Annotated in this window: 14 protein-coding genes; 8 read left to right on the forward strand and 6 right to left on the reverse strand. The window is 70.5% G+C overall.

Annotation, left to right across the window (positions count from 1 at the left end; all coding sequences use genetic code 11):
• Positions 1–9: 9 nt before the first annotated feature.
• A complete protein-coding gene (locus ACIRGA_RS30275) occupies positions 10–552 on the reverse strand; it encodes a DUF3558 family protein (protein ID WP_400947290.1) in 543 nt (180 codons plus the stop codon).
• 4 nt (positions 553–556) lie between these two features.
• Complete coding sequence (locus ACIRGA_RS30280; protein ID WP_400947293.1) at positions 557–910, reverse strand: hypothetical protein; 354 nt, start codon at positions 908–910, stop codon at positions 557–559.
• A 287-nt stretch (positions 911–1,197) separates the two neighbouring features.
• Between ACIRGA_RS30280 and ACIRGA_RS30285 the strand changes: the two genes are divergently transcribed.
• From ACIRGA_RS30285 to ACIRGA_RS30295, 3 genes are read left to right on the forward strand one after another with little or no spacing between them, the layout of a single operon-like run.
• Positions 1,198–2,277, forward strand: a complete 1,080-nt coding sequence (locus ACIRGA_RS30285; protein ID WP_400947295.1) for an AAA family ATPase — start codon at positions 1,198–1,200, stop codon at positions 2,275–2,277.
• Between the two features lie 19 nt (positions 2,278–2,296).
• Positions 2,297–3,571: a DUF58 domain-containing protein gene (locus tag ACIRGA_RS30290; RefSeq protein WP_400947297.1), complete on the forward strand. Its 1,275-nt coding sequence runs from the start codon at positions 2,297–2,299 to the stop codon at positions 3,569–3,571.
• Positions 3,568–6,078: a transglutaminaseTgpA domain-containing protein gene (locus ACIRGA_RS30295; protein ID WP_400947299.1), complete on the forward strand. Its 2,511-nt coding sequence runs from the start codon at positions 3,568–3,570 to the stop codon at positions 6,076–6,078. Before ACIRGA_RS30290 ends, ACIRGA_RS30295 begins: the two co-directional genes overlap by 4 nt.
• Positions 6,079–6,603: 525 nt before the next feature.
• Here ACIRGA_RS30295 and ACIRGA_RS30300 read toward each other — a convergent pair.
• The 3 genes from ACIRGA_RS30300 to ACIRGA_RS30310 all read right to left on the reverse strand — a co-directional run bounded on the left by ACIRGA_RS30300 (position 6,604) and on the right by ACIRGA_RS30310 (position 9,421).
• Positions 6,604–7,020, reverse strand: a complete 417-nt coding sequence (locus tag ACIRGA_RS30300; RefSeq protein WP_400947302.1) for a DUF3040 domain-containing protein — start codon at positions 7,018–7,020, stop codon at positions 6,604–6,606.
• 197 nt (positions 7,021–7,217) lie between these two features.
• A complete protein-coding gene (dinB, locus tag ACIRGA_RS30305) occupies positions 7,218–8,435 on the reverse strand; it encodes a DNA polymerase IV (RefSeq protein WP_400947366.1) in 1,218 nt (405 codons plus the stop codon).
• A 251-nt stretch (positions 8,436–8,686) separates the two neighbouring features.
• The gene (locus tag ACIRGA_RS30310; protein WP_400947304.1) at positions 8,687–9,421 is read right to left on the reverse strand and encodes a methyltransferase domain-containing protein; all 735 of its coding nucleotides are present in this window, start codon (positions 9,419–9,421) and stop codon (positions 8,687–8,689) included.
• A gap of 109 nt (positions 9,422–9,530) precedes the next feature.
• Here ACIRGA_RS30310 and ACIRGA_RS30315 point away from each other — a divergent pair, with 109 nt between their 5' ends.
• The 5 genes from ACIRGA_RS30315 (at position 9,531) to ACIRGA_RS30335 (ending at position 14,377) form a co-directional block, all read left to right on the forward strand.
• Positions 9,531–10,397, forward strand: a complete 867-nt coding sequence (locus tag ACIRGA_RS30315) for a ParA family protein (RefSeq protein ID WP_400947306.1) — start codon at positions 9,531–9,533, stop codon at positions 10,395–10,397.
• A 6-nt stretch (positions 10,398–10,403) separates the two neighbouring features.
• Positions 10,404–11,207, forward strand: coding sequence for a DNA-formamidopyrimidine glycosylase family protein (locus tag ACIRGA_RS30320; RefSeq protein WP_400947308.1), 804 nt, complete (start codon positions 10,404–10,406; stop codon positions 11,205–11,207).
• Positions 11,208–11,332: 125 nt separating this feature from the next.
• Positions 11,333–12,382 (forward strand): adenosine deaminase, encoded by a 1,050-nt coding sequence (gene add / locus ACIRGA_RS30325; RefSeq protein ID WP_400947310.1) that lies wholly within the window; start codon positions 11,333–11,335, stop codon positions 12,380–12,382.
• 361 nt (positions 12,383–12,743) lie between these two features.
• Complete coding sequence (locus ACIRGA_RS30330; protein ID WP_400947312.1) at positions 12,744–13,304, forward strand: GNAT family N-acetyltransferase; 561 nt, start codon at positions 12,744–12,746, stop codon at positions 13,302–13,304.
• A 23-nt stretch (positions 13,305–13,327) separates the two neighbouring features.
• Positions 13,328–14,377, forward strand: coding sequence for a quinone-dependent dihydroorotate dehydrogenase (locus ACIRGA_RS30335; protein ID WP_400947315.1), 1,050 nt, complete (start codon positions 13,328–13,330; stop codon positions 14,375–14,377).
• Here the strand turns inward: ACIRGA_RS30335 and ACIRGA_RS30340 are convergent.
• Positions 14,337–15,971, reverse strand: a complete 1,635-nt coding sequence (locus ACIRGA_RS30340) for an amidase family protein (RefSeq protein ID WP_400947318.1) — start codon at positions 15,969–15,971, stop codon at positions 14,337–14,339. The two genes, ACIRGA_RS30335 and ACIRGA_RS30340, sit on opposite strands and share 41 nt — an antisense overlap.
• Positions 15,972–16,073 lie beyond the last annotated feature (102 nt).

Raw genomic sequence — 16,073 nt, forward strand, 5'->3', positions numbered from 1 at the left:
CACCTTCTCCTAAGGCAGTTTGGGTTCGGCCAATCCCGCCACCGTCACCGCGCGCTCGCAGGCGAGCGGGGTGTCGGTGAAGTTCGTGTTGCTCACGTCGATCTGGACGCTCGCCTTCTCCCCCAAGCCGAGCAGGACCGCGCAGGTCCCGTCGGCGGCCTTCTTGTCGGCGACCTTGAGCGCGGCCCGGCCGCCGACCTTGGTCTTGGTGGCGGTCTTGCGCGCGATCTCGAGATCCGCCAGGCCGTTCTTCTCGTCCACGGTGATGGTGACGCCGAAGGTCGCGGGCACCGTCCAGTCGCAGGCGCGGGCGCCGTTGATCTCCTTCGCGACGCCGAGCACGTTGATCCCGGCGGTCGACCTGTCCTTCGGGTCGAGCAGCGCGCACGGATCCACGCCGCGATCCGGCGCGGGCGCCGAAGACGAAGGTGCGGGAGCCGGGCTCGCGCCGTCATCGGCGGCCGGAATCCGCGCCTGACCGGCGGCCCCTTGCCCACAGGCGGACACTATGAGAACGACGAGGACGCCGAGACCGACAAGGCGGGAGCTCATGGGATCAGCCGCCGACACAATCCACGTCCGCCGCCGCTTGTTCATCCTGTCGGGTGTACTTCGCCAGGGCCTTCGCGATCCGGTTCTTGAGCGCCTCGAGTTCCTTGCCGAACGCGGTGAGCGCCTCGACCGCGGAGCCTTCGGCGCCGATCCCGTACTGCGCCATGAACCTGCCGACCTCGTCCGCGTATCCCCCGCCGAGGGGAACCGTGCGGCCGAGCACCTTGGCCTCGCGGACCATCTGCCCGACCACGTCCTGCAGGGCGGAGATCTTCACGTGGGCGTCGGCGGCCAGCTCCGGCGCGACCGCGAATCCGCTCAGGTCGAACCGTGGCTTGGCGGCACTCACCTCGCTCATATGCGATTACGCCTCTCCGTAGTCGAGCGACCTCGCACCGGAGCATACGACAAAACCCGGCGTCAGCGGGAGCACCCGAAAACGCGCTCAACTCACCCGATCGAGGTAAGGTCTCTGGTTGCACAGAGTCATCGACTGGGGTTGGCGGGGTTCCCCCCACGAGTTCGCCCGAGTTTGACACACTTCGTGGGAGGCTGACCGCTGCCCGGGGGACTGCTCGGGTGTTTGAAAGCTGGCCTTCAGCTGACCAAAAGCGGACATCCAGCCACGCGGCATCAGGAGGTCGAGTGACGTCGAGAATCCAGTCTGCGACGCCCGGCGAACACCAGGGCGAGCAGGCAACCGGGCAAGCGCCGTACCCCACGGACGCCGGCTCGGTCAGCGGTCGGCAGAACGGCCGTGAGGCCAGAGCGTCGCTGGACGAACTGCACGAGACCGCGCGGCGGATCGCCGCCAACGTGGAGCGGGTACTGGTCGGCAAACCCGACGTCATCCGCATCGCGCTCGTGACCCTGCTCGCCGAAGGCCACCTCCTCGTCGAAGACGTGCCCGGGGTCGGCAAGACCTCGCTGGCGAAGGCGCTGGCCCGCTCGATCGACTGCACCGTCAGCCGGATCCAGTTCACCCCCGACCTGTTGCCCAGTGACGTCACCGGGGTGTCCATCTACAACCGGCAGAGCGGCGGGTTCGAGTTCCGTCCCGGTCCGGTGTTCGCGAACATCGTGGTCGGCGACGAGATCAACCGCGCCTCGCCGAAGACGCAGTCGGCGCTGCTCGAATGCATGGAAGAGCACCAGGTCACCGTCGACACCTCGACCTACCACCTCGAAGAGCCGTTCATGGTGATCGCCACCCAGAACCCCATCGAGATGGAGGGCACCTACGCGCTGCCCGAGGCCCAGCGGGACCGGTTCACCGCGCGGGTGTCCATCGGCTACCCCGACCAGCAGGCCGAGCTGGCCATGGTCGACGAGCACGCCGGGCACAACCCGCTGGCCGACCTCGAACCCGTCTCCGACCGCGAGTCGGTGCAGCGGCTGATCGAGACGGTGCGTTCGGTGCACATGTCGCCGGAGATCCGCCGGTACGCCGTCGACCTCGTGTCCGCGACCCGTCAGGTGCCGGAGATCCGCCTCGGTGCCTCGCCGCGGGCGACCCTGCAGCTGGTCCGCGCCTCCCGCGCGCAGGCCGCGCTCTCCGGTCGCGAGTTCGTCGTCCCGGACGACCTGCACACGGTCGCGGTCCCGGTGCTGGCGCACCGCATGGTGCTCACCACCGAGGCGCACGCCGCCCGCCGTTCGGCCACGGACGTGGTCCGCGCGATCCTGCACCGCGTTCCCGTTCCGCAGGGCTCGAACCACCGCTGAGAGAAAAAGAGACACAGCCATGCTGCGTGCGCTGTCCGGCCTGACCACACGCGGCCGCTGCCTCCTCGCCGCCGGCGTCGCCGCGGCGGTCTGCTCGTTCGTGCTCAACGAACGGGATCTGCTGCGGGTCGCGGTGTTCGTCATCGCCCTGCCGCTGCTGGTCGCCTTCTTCATCTCGGCGACCCGGCTGCGGCTGGGCGCGGCCCGTTCGCTGCGCCCGGAACGGGTCTCGGTCGGCTCGCCGGGCGAGGTCCAGCTCGAACTCTGGCGTAACGGCAGGCTGCCTGCCGGCGAGGTGCTGCTCGAAGACGGCGTGCCCTACGCGCTGGGTTCGCGGCCGCGGTTCGTCGTCGAACGCCTTCCCCACGACCGCCGGGTCGCGCTGCGGTATCCGCTGCAGCCGGTGCTGCGCGGGGTCCAGCAGGTCGGCCCGCTGCGGGCGACGATCACCGACCCGTTCGGGCTGTGCGAGTTCGAACGCGAGCTGATCGGGCATTCCCGGCTGGTCGTCGTGCCGAAGGTGGCCGGCCTGTGGGGGCTGCCCAGCGGCGCCGGGATCGGCGCGGGTGACGACGGCAGCATCCGCCTGCACGCCGGACAGGGCGAGTCGGACGTGATCGTCCGGCAGTACCGCCAGGGCGACGACCTGCGGAAGGTCCACTGGCGCTCGACCGCCCGCCGCGACGAGATCATGGTCCGCGTCGAGGAACGGCCCTGGCGCGGCGGCACCACGGTGCTGCTGGACCACCGCGCGGCGGCGCACCACGGCACCGGCCCCGCGGCGAGCCTCGAATGGGCCGTCTCGTTCGCCGCTTCCGTGTCGCTGCACCTGCGCCGCTCCGGTCACCGGGTCCGCCTGATCACCGAACACGGTCAGACGCTGGCCGACACCCCTGGCGAGGGGGGCGAGCACTACGACAACGTCGTGCTCGACGTCCTCGCCGCGCTCCAGCCCGCGCACCAGCGCGACATCACTCTCGGCCACGACCCCGCCGAAGGACAGGAACTCATCGCGGTGCTCGGCACCGTCAGCAACGAATCCGTGCACGAGCTGTCCCGGTACCGCCCGCGCGGGATCCGGAGCCTCGCCGTCCTGCTCGACACCCCCGGCTGGTCGTCCGGCGTCAACCGGCCCGAGAACCGGGCCGCCGCCACCGAAGAATCGGTGGCGCTGCTGCGTGCCGCGGGCTGGGGCGTCGTCATCGCCGGACCCGGGTCGCCCATGCCGCAGGTCTGGGCCGAGCTCTGCCAGACGGCCACCCGCCGGGGCACGCTCATCGGAGGTGGCCTGTGACCACGACCGCGCCACCCCTGCCGCATACCCCGAAACCCCGTCCCGCCGCGCCGCCGCCCGTCTGGACGAGCAGCGTTCTCGCGCCGGTCGCCGCCGGGCTCGCCACGCTGTTCGCCTCGACCTCGCTCACCGGCGTGGTCTCGGGCTGGGCATGGTTCGGCTACCTGCTGGTCGCCGTCGTGCTGATCGCCTCGACCGGCCTCGCCCTGCGCTCGCTGCGCGCGCCGACCATCGTCGTCGGCCTGGCGCAGCTGCTGGTGCTGCTGTTCCTGATCACCGGGGCGTTCACCACCAGCGGGATCCTGAAGATCTTCCCCGGCCCGGACGCGCTCGAAGAACTGCGCGGTGTCCTCGGCGCCGCGGCCGAGCAGATCCGCATCGGCCTGCCCCCGGTCGAGGGCACCCCGCCGATCCTCTGCCTGATCACCATCGCGATCGGCCTGGTCGCGGTCCTGGTCGACACGCTGGCCGTGGCCGCCGCCGCGCCCGCCGCGACCGGCCTGGTCCTGCTGTGCGTGTACGCCGTCCCGGCCGCGCTGGCCGAGGACATGTTGCCGTGGTGGACGTTCCTGCTCGGCGCGGCCGCGTTCGCCGGCCTGCTCGCCGTCGACGGCAACCACCGGCATCGCCGCTGGCGCAACCGGGACGCACCCGGGCTGGGCAACTCGGCGAGCACGTTGTCGGCCCCCGTCGGCGTGGTGGCCGCCGCGATCGCGATGGGCCTGGTGATCGGCACCGCCGTCACCGGGGTCGGCACGGTCGGCAGCCTTCCCGGCGGGACCGGCTCGGGCCGCGGTGGCGCGGGCGGCTTCGGCGTCGAGCCGTTCACCCAGCTGCGCGGCCTGCTCGATCAGGGCGAGAACGTGGAGCTGTTCAAGGTCTACGGGCTGGGCGCGGACAAGCGGCTGTTGCGCGCGTTCACCCTGGACACCTACACCCCCAACAAGGGCTGGGGGCTGGCGCAGAACGGCCGCGCCCAGCAGGGCGTGCAGGCCAACAAGGGGCTCCCGCCCGCTCCGGGCGACGACGGCGCCGGGCCCGCGCGCGAGATCCGGATCGAGCCGACGAACTGGGTCGACAACTGGCTGCCGATCTACGGCGCGCCGAGGTCGCTCAACGGGCTGGCCGACAACTGGCTGTACGACCCGGTCGGCGGGGCCGTGTTCACCACGACCAAGCAGAACGCGCCCGCCTACACCGAGACCGCGTCGATCAAGGAACCGTCGAAGGACGAACTCCGGCTCGACGACGCCCGCCTGGCCGAGGTGCCACCGCAGTTCACCCAGGTCGATCGCGTCGATCCCCGTGTGGTCGCGAAGGCCAAGCAGCTGACGGACAACGAGTCCAACAACTTCGACAAGGCGCAGGCGATCTGGTCGTTCTTCACCGCGCAGAACGGTTTCGTCTACGACACCAAGACCGCCGACGCCACCGACTCCGACGCGCTCGCCGACTTCGTCCTCAACGGCAAACGCGGATTCTGCGAGCAGTACGCGTCCGCGATGGCCGTGATGCTGCGGTCGGTCGGCATCCCGTCGCGGGTCGCCATCGGCTTCACGTCCGGCACGCCGAAGGGCGATCACGTCTCGATCAGCTCCGAGGACGCGCACGCGTGGGTCGAGGTCTACTTCCAGACGAAGGGCTGGGTCAGCTTCGACCCGACCCCGCTGCTCGACGGCCGCGCGGTCGTCCCGCCGTACCTGCAGAACGACGCCGGCAGCTCCACGACCAACGACACGCAGGAAGTGCCGAGCGCGCCCGCGTCGAGCGCCCCCGCCACCGGCACGCCCCGTGACCCGGGCGCGGACCTCGGCGCCGACGGCGGCCCGGGCCAGCAGGAGGAAGAGCCGCTGTGGCCGGCAATCCTCGCCGGGATCCTCGGCGGGCTGGCGGCCGCGCTGACCGTGGTCGCGATCGTGCGGTCGCGGTTGAGATACCGGGCGCTGATGCGGCCGTCCTCTTCCCCGGACTCGCCCGAGCCGGAACACGGGTTCCTCGACAACCAGAACGTGACGAACTGGCTGCCGCTGATCGCGATCGGACTGTGGGTGGCGGCGTTCGCGTTCCTGGCGGCGTGGGTGTCGTGGTGGTTCGCGCTGGCGCTGGTGATCATCCTCGGCGGGCTCGGCACGCCGACGGCGATCCGGGAGATCAAGCGACGGCTGCGGCTGCAGAAGATCGCGTCCCGCTCCCCCGCCGCGGCCGACGCGGCGTGGCGCGAGCTGATGGACGAGTGCGCGGACCGCGGCCTGCCGCTGTCCGGCGGCGACACGGTGCGCGTGGCGGGCCGGAAGGTCGTCGAGAAGCACCGTCTGGACGAGGAGGGCCGCTCCGGTCTGCGGACGGTGATCGGTGTCGTGGAGCGGTCCTGGTACTCGGACAAGCCGGCCGACGATCAGACGCTGGGACCGGCCTTCGACGAGGTCCGCAAGAGCCTGAAGCGGAACGCGCCGATGTCGTGGAAGGGCCGCCTGTTCCCGCGGTCACTGCGGCGGCGGGACAAGTAGCAAGTCCGTAATGCCTGGTGGCGGGTCGTGAGTGGTAAGTGTCGTTCTAACGCTCCTTATCACTCACGACCCCCGCGCCCATCAGTGCCCGCACTCGCGGTAGCACCCTGGCCACGGTCGTGTCGTCCGTCCAGACATGCGTGTCGTCCGTCCAATCACGCGAGTCGTCCGTCGGATCACCCGTGTCGTCCGGTCGGTCACGTGAGACCGCCGGCGCCGGAACCCGCGAGTGGTAGACCGGTTCTGACCGAACGGCATTTGTTCGTCCCGGTGTCGACCATCAGGCTTGAACGGCATGACCTTGATCAACGGAGGATCGCGGACGTTGACTGTCCCCGATCCTCCGTTGATCAAGGTCCGAGGCCGGCACCAGATAGGCAAACCGGTCCGCTCTAACGACACCTACCACTCACGACCCCCGCCACCAGCGCACCGCGTCTGCCTTACCGCTCAACCGGCCACGGCATGACAACGCGAACATGCCGACGAGGCGTCGCCCCGTCGGCATGTTCGCGTGTGTGGGAGCTATTGCTCCTCGAAGCGCTGGCGAAAGCGCTCTTCCATGCGCTGGGTGAACGAGCTCCGGCGCGTGGACGACTTGCCGCCGCCACCCCCGCCGGCCCCCGGGCCACCGCTGTCCTTACCGCCTTCCGTTTCGGCTCCTTGCCGAATCGATGTGACGGCCATCATGACTCCGAAGAACATCACGAGGAACCCGAGCACGCTGATCACTGGGATCTCGGCGACCCGGATGTTGACCACCACGCCGAGCACCAACAGTGCGACGCCCACTACGAACAGGGCGATGCCCTGCAAACGCCGTCGGCGGGCGGGGCGGCGCAACCGGGTGCCTCGCACCGTGGATGCGAACTTGGGGTCCTCGGCATAGAGCTCGCGCTCGATCTGATCGAGCAGCCGCTGCTCATGCTCGGAGAGTGGCATCTTTCCTCCTCCGGCACAGCTGTCGCGGGCGCCGGGCCGCGCAACGTCATGGACCCAACAGTCCACCCCAGGCGGGGTGTCTCTGTCCAGGATACGAGCCCCGCGCTCGTCCGACTACCCGATCCCGTATCCAGAAGGGATCGAATTGGCCGAAACCACTCGACTCGGCTCTCTCGAAGACGACCGAGCAGGCGATGTCACTGGTCACGGGGGGTCAGCAGTGACGCGGGCCGCACCGCGGCGGCACCGAACTTCGACCTCGCGACGTCGGCGGCGACTTCCGCATCCCGCCAACGGGGTTCGGAAGAGGCGAAAAGCAGTTGCTCTCCGCTACTCTCCGTGTCCAAACCCTCGACTCTTACGCCGATCAGGCGGACTGCGCCCGTCGGCGCGTGCTCGGCGAGGAGCTCGACGGCGGTGCGGTGGATGTCGCGGGCCACGTCTACCGGTACGGCGGTTGTCCTGGCGCGGGTGATGGTCTTGAAATCCGCGAACCGGACCTTGATCGACACCGTCCGCCCGCGCAGCCCCCGGCGGCGCAGGGTGGCGGCGACGCGTTCCGACAGGCGGAGCAGTTCCAGCCCGAGCGCCGCGCGGTCGTGGAGGTCGACGTCGAAGGTCACTTCCGCGCCGATCGACTTGTCCGGCGTCTCCGGGACCACCTTGCGGTCGTCGTGCCCGTTCGCGAGCGCGTACAGATGCTCCCCCAGCGCACGCCCGAGCGACCGCCTCAGCCTGGACAGCGGAGCGGCGGCCACGTCGGCGATGGTGTCTAGGCCCTGCTGACGCAAGTGCTCCTCGGTGCGCTTGCCGACGCCCCACAGCGCCGACACGGGCAGCGGGTGCAGGAACGCGAGCGTCTCGGCCGCCGGGACGACGACCATGCCGTCCGGTTTCGCCATCCCGGACGCCAGCTTCGCGACGAACTTGACCTTCGCGACGCCGACCGAGCAGCTGATGCCGAAATCGGCGGCCACCCGCTCCCGGATCCGGGCGCCGAGCCGCGCGGGCGAGGAGTCCAGCCGCTTGAGCGCCCCGCTGACGTCCAGGAAGGCCTCGTCCAGGCTCAGCGGCTCCACGAGTGGCGTCAGCTCGCGGAAGATCCCCATGACGCCCTGGGACACCTCGCCGTAGAGCCCGGGTGTCGGGGTGATGCAGATCAGCTGCGGGCAGAGCCGTTTGGCCGTCGAGAACGGCATGGCCGACCGGACGCCGAACTCGCGCGCCGCGTAGCTCGCGGCCGCGACCACCGACCTCGGGCCGCCACCGGAGACGACCACCGGCTTGCCCGTCAGCTCCGGACGGGTGCGCAGCTCACAGGACACGAAGAAGGCGTCCATGTCGACGTGCAGCAAGCCGCACCCGGTGTCGTCGGGCCAGGTGGTGGCCCCGCTCGTCACCCGGTAGCGGGCCATCCCTCCGGGCAGTTCAGTGTTCATTTGCCGCGCGCTGCCGGAAACGTTTTGCCAGGGCGCACGTAGTCGATGTCGGCTGCGGTGGTCATGGAGGCGCCCTGCCAAAACGTTTCCGGGGGCCTTCGGCCCAGAGAGGGCGCGCGACGGTGAAGTCGCCGTCGGGCGCGGGGCGCCCTCCGGCGACCCTGTAGGCACGTTAGCCGGAGGCACCGACACTTCTGGGACTCCGGGCAGCCCGGTCGCCGCATGGCTCAGGCGGGGCGGTGGGCCAGCACGTGCAGCCGGCTGGCGATGTCCCGCAGCGGCGGAACCGACGCAGCCGCCAGCTCGAACTCGGCCAGGTCCTCTTCCCGCACTCCCCCGGGTACGAAGTCCGCCACGACGCCGTCGCCCTGCAGCGAGGTCACCTCGAGCCCGACCTCGATCAGCTGAGCGCGCAGCGCCTCCGCGTCGAACCGCCGCAGCACGGTCTCCCGGCCACCGCCGAGCACGCCGCTTTCGGCCGCGAGCAGTTCCCGCGCCTCGCCGAGCCGTCCGGCCAGCGCCCGCTGCAGGACCGCCGCGTGCCGGTTCGCCACCAGCACCGAGACCGCGCCGCCGGGTTTGACCGCGGCGGCCAGCGCGGTGAGCACCAGCGCCGGGTCGTCGACGACTTCGAGCAGGCCGTGCGCGAGCACTAGGTCGGCCGATCCGGCGGCGACGTGGGCACCGAGCGCGTCGGAGTCGTCGGCGATCACCGTGATGCTGCCGGAGACGCCCTCTTCCTCGGCGCGGCGGCGCAGGGTCGCCAGCGCGTTGGGGTTCGGTTCGACCACGGTCACCAGGCAGCCCGCCGAGGCCAGCGGCACCGCCCAGCCCCCGCTGCCGCCGCCGACGTCGACGACGTGCGGCTGTTGTGCGCCTCGCGCCCGTGCGGCCCGGAGTTCTGCTTCGAGAACCCGGCGAACCGCCCCCGATCCCCGCGTGGCCACGGTGTCCGTCTTCATAAACGCACAGGGTAATGCCCGCCTTCGCCGGCCCGCCGGGTGTAGTCCGATGCGGTGTTCGACACCTTGCCAAGGGGCCACCCCGCCGACTGCCCGTAGGCTGTATCGAGTGCACACGGTCGCTGTTCTCAGCCTGAAGGGTGGCGTCGGTAAAACGACGGTCGCCCTCGGTGTCGCGTCCGCCGCGCTGCGTAGGGGCGCCCGGACTCTCGTGGCCGACCTCGACCCGCAAGGCAACGCCACCACCTCGCTGGACCCGCCTTTCACCGATCGCACGCTGGCCGACGTCCTGGAGACGCCGGTGCGCTCGGTGCTCGAACGCGCGATCGCGCCCAGCGTGTGGAGCGACCGGATCGACGTCCTTGTCGGCGCGGAAGAGCTCGAGATGCTCAACGAGCCGGACGCCGACAGCCGCCGCCTGGAGAACCTCTCCCGCGCGCTCGACGAGCTGCACACGAACCCGCTGCGCGAGGAACCCTACGAACTGGTGATCCTCGACTGCCCGCCGTCGCTCGGCAGGCTGACCCGTTCCGCACTGGTGGCCGCGGACAGCGCCCTGATCGTCACCGAGCCGACGATGTACGCCGTCTCCGGCGCCCGCCGCGCCCTCGACGCGATCGAGAAGATCCGCGAAGAGCAGAACCCGGGGCTGCGGCCGATCGGCGTCGTGGTCAACAAGCTCCGCGTGCGCTCCTACGAGCACCAGTTCCGCGTGGCCGAACTGCGGGAGAACTTCGGCCCGCTGGTGATGCCGACCGCCATCCCGGACCGGCTCGCGGTGCAGCAGGCGCAGGGCGCGTGCAGCCCGATCCACGAGTGGCACTCCCCCGGCGCGCAGGAGATCGCGCTCACCTTCAACATGGTGCTGGCGAAGGTCCTGCGCTCGAGCCGGGCCGGACGGCATCGCGTCCGCGGCGAGGAAGAGCCCGAGACCGGCAAAACCCCCGCCAAGCTGAGCGACACCGGCACGGGATAGACGCCGATGCCCGAAGGCGACACCGTCTTCCTCGCCGGCAAGGTCCTCGACAAGGCGTTGGCGGGCAAGACACTGTTGCGAGGCGAGTTCAGGGTCCCCCAGCTGGCCACGACGGATCTCGCCGGACGTGACGTGCTCGGCGTCGGCACGGTCGGCAAACATCTGCTGACGCGGTTCTCCGGCGATCTCACCCTGCACAGCCATCTGCGCATGGACGGCACGTGGGACGTCTACCGGGCGGGAGCGCGCTGGCGCAATCCGGCCCATCAGGCGCGGGTCATCCTGGCCACCGAAGATCTGCAGGCGATCGGCTTCCGCGTGCACGACCTCGAACTCGTGCCCACGGACGAGGAAAGCCGCCTGGTCGGCCACCTCGGCCCGGATCTGCTCGATCCACAATGGACGGACGAGCTCGCGGAGCGGGCGGCGGCCGCGCTGGCCGCGGACCCTGATCGCGAACTGGGCGACGCCCTGCTGGATCAGCGGATCATGGCGGGGATCGGGAACCTGTACAAGGTCGAGATCTGCTTCCTGCTCAAGGTGTCCCCGTGGACGCCAGTGTCCGAAGTGGACACCGCGAAGGCGGTGGCGCTCGGCCGGAAGCTGCTGGTCGCCAACGCCTGGCGGCATGAGCAGATCACCACCGGCGATCCGCGCCGCGGCAGGCGCCAGTGGGTCTACGAGCGGACGAGACAGGGCTGTTTCCGCTGTGGCGGCAAGGTGGAGGTACTCCAACAGGGCGACGGATACCAGCAGCGCCCGACCTGGTTCTGCCCGAATTGCCAGCCTGGGCCCCGCCCGGACCGGTAGGCTGACCCGGTGACGTCGTTCAAGCTCCCGCTCTACGGGGCCGACACCGAACGCGGCGACCTCGCTCCCTGAGCCGCCCGTTCCGCCCGTACGTCACCTTCACTCATCTCCCAGGGAGCTTTGTCATGCCCGGAATCCTCACGGGCGAGGCGCTGCGCGCGTTCGTGCACGCCCTGCCCAAGGTCGAACTCCACGTCCATCTCGTCGGCTCGGCGAGCCTGCCCACGGTGCTGGAGCTGGCCCGCCGCCGCCCGTCCGCGGGGGTGCCGACGGAGCCCGCGGCGCTCGCCGAGTTCTTCACCTTCCGCGATTTCCCGCATTTCCTCCGCAACTACCTGGCCGTGACGTCGCTCGTGCGCGACGCCCGCGACATCCACACCCTCGTGACCGGGCTGGCGGCCGATCTGGCCGCGCAGAACGCCCGCTACGCCGAGGTGACCGTGACGCCGTACAACCACGTCCTCGACGGTATGCCGCCGGACGAACTCCTCACCGGTCTCGCCACCGGACGGGCCGCGGCGCGGGCCGACCACGGCGTGGAACTGGCCTGGTGCTTCGACATTCCCGGCGAGAAAGGGGTCGTCGCCGGCCGCGAGACGGTCGTGTTCGCGCTCCGCGAACGCCCCGAAGGGCTGGTGTCCTTCGGGCTCGGAGGCCCTGAAGTCGGCGTCGGCCGCGCGCAGTTCGCCCCGTTCTTCACCGCGGCCAGGGAGGCAGGACTGCACAGCGTCCCGCACGCGGGCGAGACCACCGGGCCCGCCACCGTCTGGTCGGCGGTGCACGATCTCGGCGCCGAGCGGATCGGGCACGGCATCGGCGCGCACACCGATCCGGCGCTCCTGGAATACCTTGCCGTGCAACGGATCCCGCTGGAAGTTTGCCCCACGTCGAATCTCCGGACCGGGCGGTTCCCGTCGATCGCGGCGCATCCCGTGCGGCGGCTGCTCGACCACGGCGTGCTGGTCACGCTCAACACCGACGATCCGCCGATGTTCGGCGCCACCCTCGACGGCGAGTACACGGCGGTGGCCGAAACGCTCGGGCTGACGGCGGCCGAAATCGCCCTGTTCGCGAAGAACGCCGTGGAGGCCTCTTTTCTGCCGTCGGCGGACAAGGCCGTCCTGCTGACGGAGATCGAAGAAATCTTGTTGCAGGACCCCGAACTCCTCGCATAGCGTGGCGGTACACGAGAGAGGAGGTGGTCCAAAGTTGTATTCCAACAGGACTCGTGAGGTGGCTGTCCGCTAGCGGACCCCACGCGTAGGACTTCAGAGCAGCGATACAACGCAAGTTGGAGCCACCTTCGGCTCGTCGTCTCTGCTTCGCGTGATGCCTGATAGCGAATACCAGGCAGTCACCGGGCCCCCGAGGTTCCCGAGCACCGGTCCGGCTCGGGCCCGGACGCCGATTCCCGGCGTTCGGGAGCCGCCTCGGGGGTACCCCTATTTCCGGGGCCGGGCGACCATCCGCCGCCCCGAAGGACCGTCCGCCGCAGTTCCGCACCCGGGAACCCCGTCGACTGGATAGCCTGACGCCATGCTGAGGCCCGATTTCCCGATCATCACCCAGCGCCTGACCCTCCGTGCCTTCACCTCGGCGGATCTCGACGAACTCAACTCCTTCCAGTCGCGCGCCGACGTCGCCCGCTACCTCTACTGGGGTCCGCGCAGCCGGGCCGAATCCGCCGCCGCGCTCGCCAAACGGGTGCACAGCAGCAGCCTGTCGAAGGAGGGCCAGCTCCTCGCGGTGGCCGTGGAGCTGACCGAGACCGGGCAGCTGATCGGCGATCTGAACCTCGAGTACCTCAGCAGCGAGCACCGTCAGGGCGAGATCGGGTTCGTCTTCCATCCCGATCACCACGGCAAGGGGTTCGCCGCGGAGGCCGCCACCGAACTGCTGCGGCTCGGCTTCGAAGAACTGGGCCTGCACCGGATCATCGGCCGCTGTGACGGACGCAACACCGCCTCGGCCGCGCTGATGGAGCGCCTGGGGATGCGCAAGGAAGCGCATCTGCGCGAGAACGAGATCGTGAAGGGCGAGTGGACCGACGAACTCGTCTTCGCGATGCTCGAAGACGAGTGGAAGGCGAAGCGCTAGAGCTCACCAGGCATGATGGGGCCGTGCTCTTCGACAAGATCGTCCGCCCCGCTCTCTACCGGGTCTCCGGCAGCGACCCCGAAACCGTGCACGAACGCACCATCGGCGCGCTCGCCAGGCTGAGCCGGGTCTCCCCCGCGCTCGCCGCGCTCGGCCGCGTCTACCGGACGGACGATCCGGTCACCTTCCTCGGCCTGCGCTTCCCGAACCGGGTCGGCCTCGCCGCCGGGATGGACAAGAACGGCCGCGCGCTGCACGCCTGGCCCGCGCTCGGCTTCGGCTTCGTCGAGGTCGGCACGGTCACCCGGTATCCGCAGCCGGGCAACGACAAACCGCGGCTGTTCACCCTCGCCGAGACCGACGCGGTGATCAACCGGATGGGCTTCAACAACGAAGGCGCGGAAGCGCTCGCCGCCCGCCTCGCCGCGACCGGGAAACCGCCGGTGCCGCTCGGCGTCAGCATCGGCAAGTCCAAGGTGACGCCGCTTGGCGAAGCCGTCGAGGACTATCGGTTCTCGCTGCGGGCCTTGTACCCGTACGCCGACTACTTCGCGATCAACGTCAGCTCCCCGAACACGCCGGGGCTGCGGGCGCTGCAGGACAAGTCCGCGCTGGCCGAACTGCTCGGCGAGCTGCGGAAGACCTCGACCGAGCTCGCCGGCGACGCGAAGCCGACGCCGGTGCTGGTGAAGGTCGCCCCCGATCTCACCGACGAAGCGCTCGCGGAACTGCTGGAGGTCTGCCTCGAACACGGGGTCGCCGGGCTGATCGCGACCAACACGACGCTGTCCCGCGAAGGGATCGCCCCGCCCGAAGCCGCGATCGGCGAGCAGGCGGGCGGGTTGTCCGGCCGCCCGCTCACCGCGCGCTCGGTCGAGGTGGTGCGGTTCGTGCACGACGAGACCGGCGGCAAGCTGCCGATCATCGGCGTCGGCGGGATCTTCGACGCCGGCGCCGCCGCCCGGATGCTCGACGCCGGCGCCGGTCTCGTCCAGCTCTACACCGGTTTCGCCCTGCACGGCCCCGGTCTGGTCAAGCGGGTCGCCCGAGGTCTCGCGGCCCGGCCGTACTGACGAACCTCAGGTAGGCACGCCAGCACTGGTATCGCGTCAGCTCCGTCGCGGTCGCCGTGGCGGCCTGGTCGCACAGGACCGCCAGCGGCGTTTCCCCGTTCTCCAGCCGGATCCGGCCCAGGACGAACGGGGCGGGCAGCGTGGCCGCGAAGGCACCGAGAGCGGCGGGCGAGAGCCGCCAGCGTTCACCCGAAAGCATCGTGTGCTCGCCCGTGGCGCTCACCGGCACCACCCCAGGCTGGGGCGGATCGGTGGGCAGCAACAGCATCCGGTAGCCCTCACCGGTCTGGACCAGGCCCGTGAAACGCGCCCCGGCGGCGACCAGGCTCCCGTTCAACGGCTGCCCGCGCAGCTGCGCGCCGAACACCACGAGATCCGCACCCGGTGCGGGATAAGGGAACTCGGCCTGTTCGTCGGTGAGCACGGCGGCGAGGTCGATGGCGACCTGGTCGTCGAACGGCCGCACCACCACCGACACCCCGTACGGCCCGAGATCCGACGGCGACGACGGCACCGTGACCGCGGCGAGGTCGAGCAGGTTGACGAACGCCGTGAAGCGCTCCAGCCGCTTCGACACACCGTCCGGATCGGACAACGCCTCGGCGACCTCGGGGTGGTCCGCGACGGTCGGGAGCACCAGGGCGTCGTACTCGGACAGCGTCCGGAGCGCGAGCATCCCGGCCTCGGCGACGCGCTGCCGGTCGGCGGTGAAGCCGTCGTCGTGGATCAGCTCGCCGACTTTCAGCAGTGCCGAGACCTCCACGGTCTCCACGAGCGCCCCGGACGCCCTCAGCGCCGAAACCGCGCCGAGGAAAGCGGATCGCGACTGCAGCGAAAGGCCGGTGAGCGTGTCGGAGCCCGGGATCGCCACCCGCGGCCGGTCACCCGCCGACAGCCGGACGTCCGGCGGCCAATCGCGGGCGAGCGGGTCGATCCCGTCGGGACCGGTCATCAGTCCCAGCGCGCGTTGCCCCAAGGTGAGGCTGCGGGCGAACAGGGCGATCCCGCCGCACGGCGCGGCGCCGGTCTTCGGGACGAGCCCCAGCGTCGGTTTCAGGCCGACGATCCCGTTGAGCGAAGCGGGAACCCGGCCCGCTCCCGCCGTGTCCGTGCCGACCGCCAGATCGACGAGGCCGAGCGCGACGGCGACGGCCGCGCCGCTGCTCGCGCTCCCGGAGACGCGGGCGGTGTTCAGCGCCGCACTCACGGCGCCGTAGGGGCTGCGGGTGTGTTCGAGGTCGCTGCCGAACCGATCGCAGTTGGTCTTGCCGATCACGACCGCGCCCGCCGCGGTCAGCCGGGACACGGAGGTGGCGCCGACACAGCAGCCGTCTTCTTCCGCCGAGGAGAGACCGGCGACATCGACCACGTCGGCGACCGCCACCAAGGTGCCCGCGAGCGGCAGGTCCGCACCCGCGCGAAGCCGTTCATCGACGGCTTTCGCGTCCACGAGGGCGTCTTCCAGGGGGCGGAGGGTGATCCAGACGTCAGGGCGGTCGACCTCGGATATCCGGTCGTAGGCGGCTATGACGCGTTGGTAGGAGCTGGGAGGCGGGACGGGGGCCGGCTCTGGTTCCGGGGGGAGCGTCGTCACTGGGCGTCCTTTCCTCGGTGGGGACGAGAAAGACCACTGCGCGAGATCCACTGTGTCCGGTCCGCCACCCTGGGACGCCCGCTCACGCGGGCTGGGTTCAGG

Origin of the sequence: Amycolatopsis sp. NPDC102389 (assembly GCF_044765885.1) — a bacterium.
GTDB lineage: Bacteria > Actinomycetota > Actinomycetes > Mycobacteriales > Pseudonocardiaceae > Amycolatopsis.

Coding starts and splice junctions, on each gene's coding strand:
- add (WP_400947310.1), top strand. CDS start 11,333: ATGCCCGGAATCCTCACGGGCGAGGCGCTGCGCGCGTTCGTGCACGCC.
- ACIRGA_RS30280 (WP_400947293.1), bottom strand. CDS start 910: ATGAGCGAGGTGAGTGCCGCCAAGCCACGGTTCGACCTGAGCGGATTC.
- ACIRGA_RS30300 (WP_400947302.1), bottom strand. CDS start 7,020: ATGCCACTCTCCGAGCATGAGCAGCGGCTGCTCGATCAGATCGAGCGC.
- ACIRGA_RS30310 (WP_400947304.1), bottom strand. CDS start 9,421: ATGAAGACGGACACCGTGGCCACGCGGGGATCGGGGGCGGTTCGCCGG.
- ACIRGA_RS30275 (WP_400947290.1), bottom strand. CDS start 552: ATGAGCTCCCGCCTTGTCGGTCTCGGCGTCCTCGTCGTTCTCATAGTG.
- ACIRGA_RS30320 (WP_400947308.1), top strand. CDS start 10,404: ATGCCCGAAGGCGACACCGTCTTCCTCGCCGGCAAGGTCCTCGACAAG.
- dinB (WP_400947366.1), bottom strand. CDS start 8,435: ATGGCCCGCTACCGGGTGACGAGCGGGGCCACCACCTGGCCCGACGAC.
- ACIRGA_RS30330 (WP_400947312.1), top strand. CDS start 12,744: ATGCTGAGGCCCGATTTCCCGATCATCACCCAGCGCCTGACCCTCCGT.
- ACIRGA_RS30290 (WP_400947297.1), top strand. CDS start 2,297: ATGCTGCGTGCGCTGTCCGGCCTGACCACACGCGGCCGCTGCCTCCTC.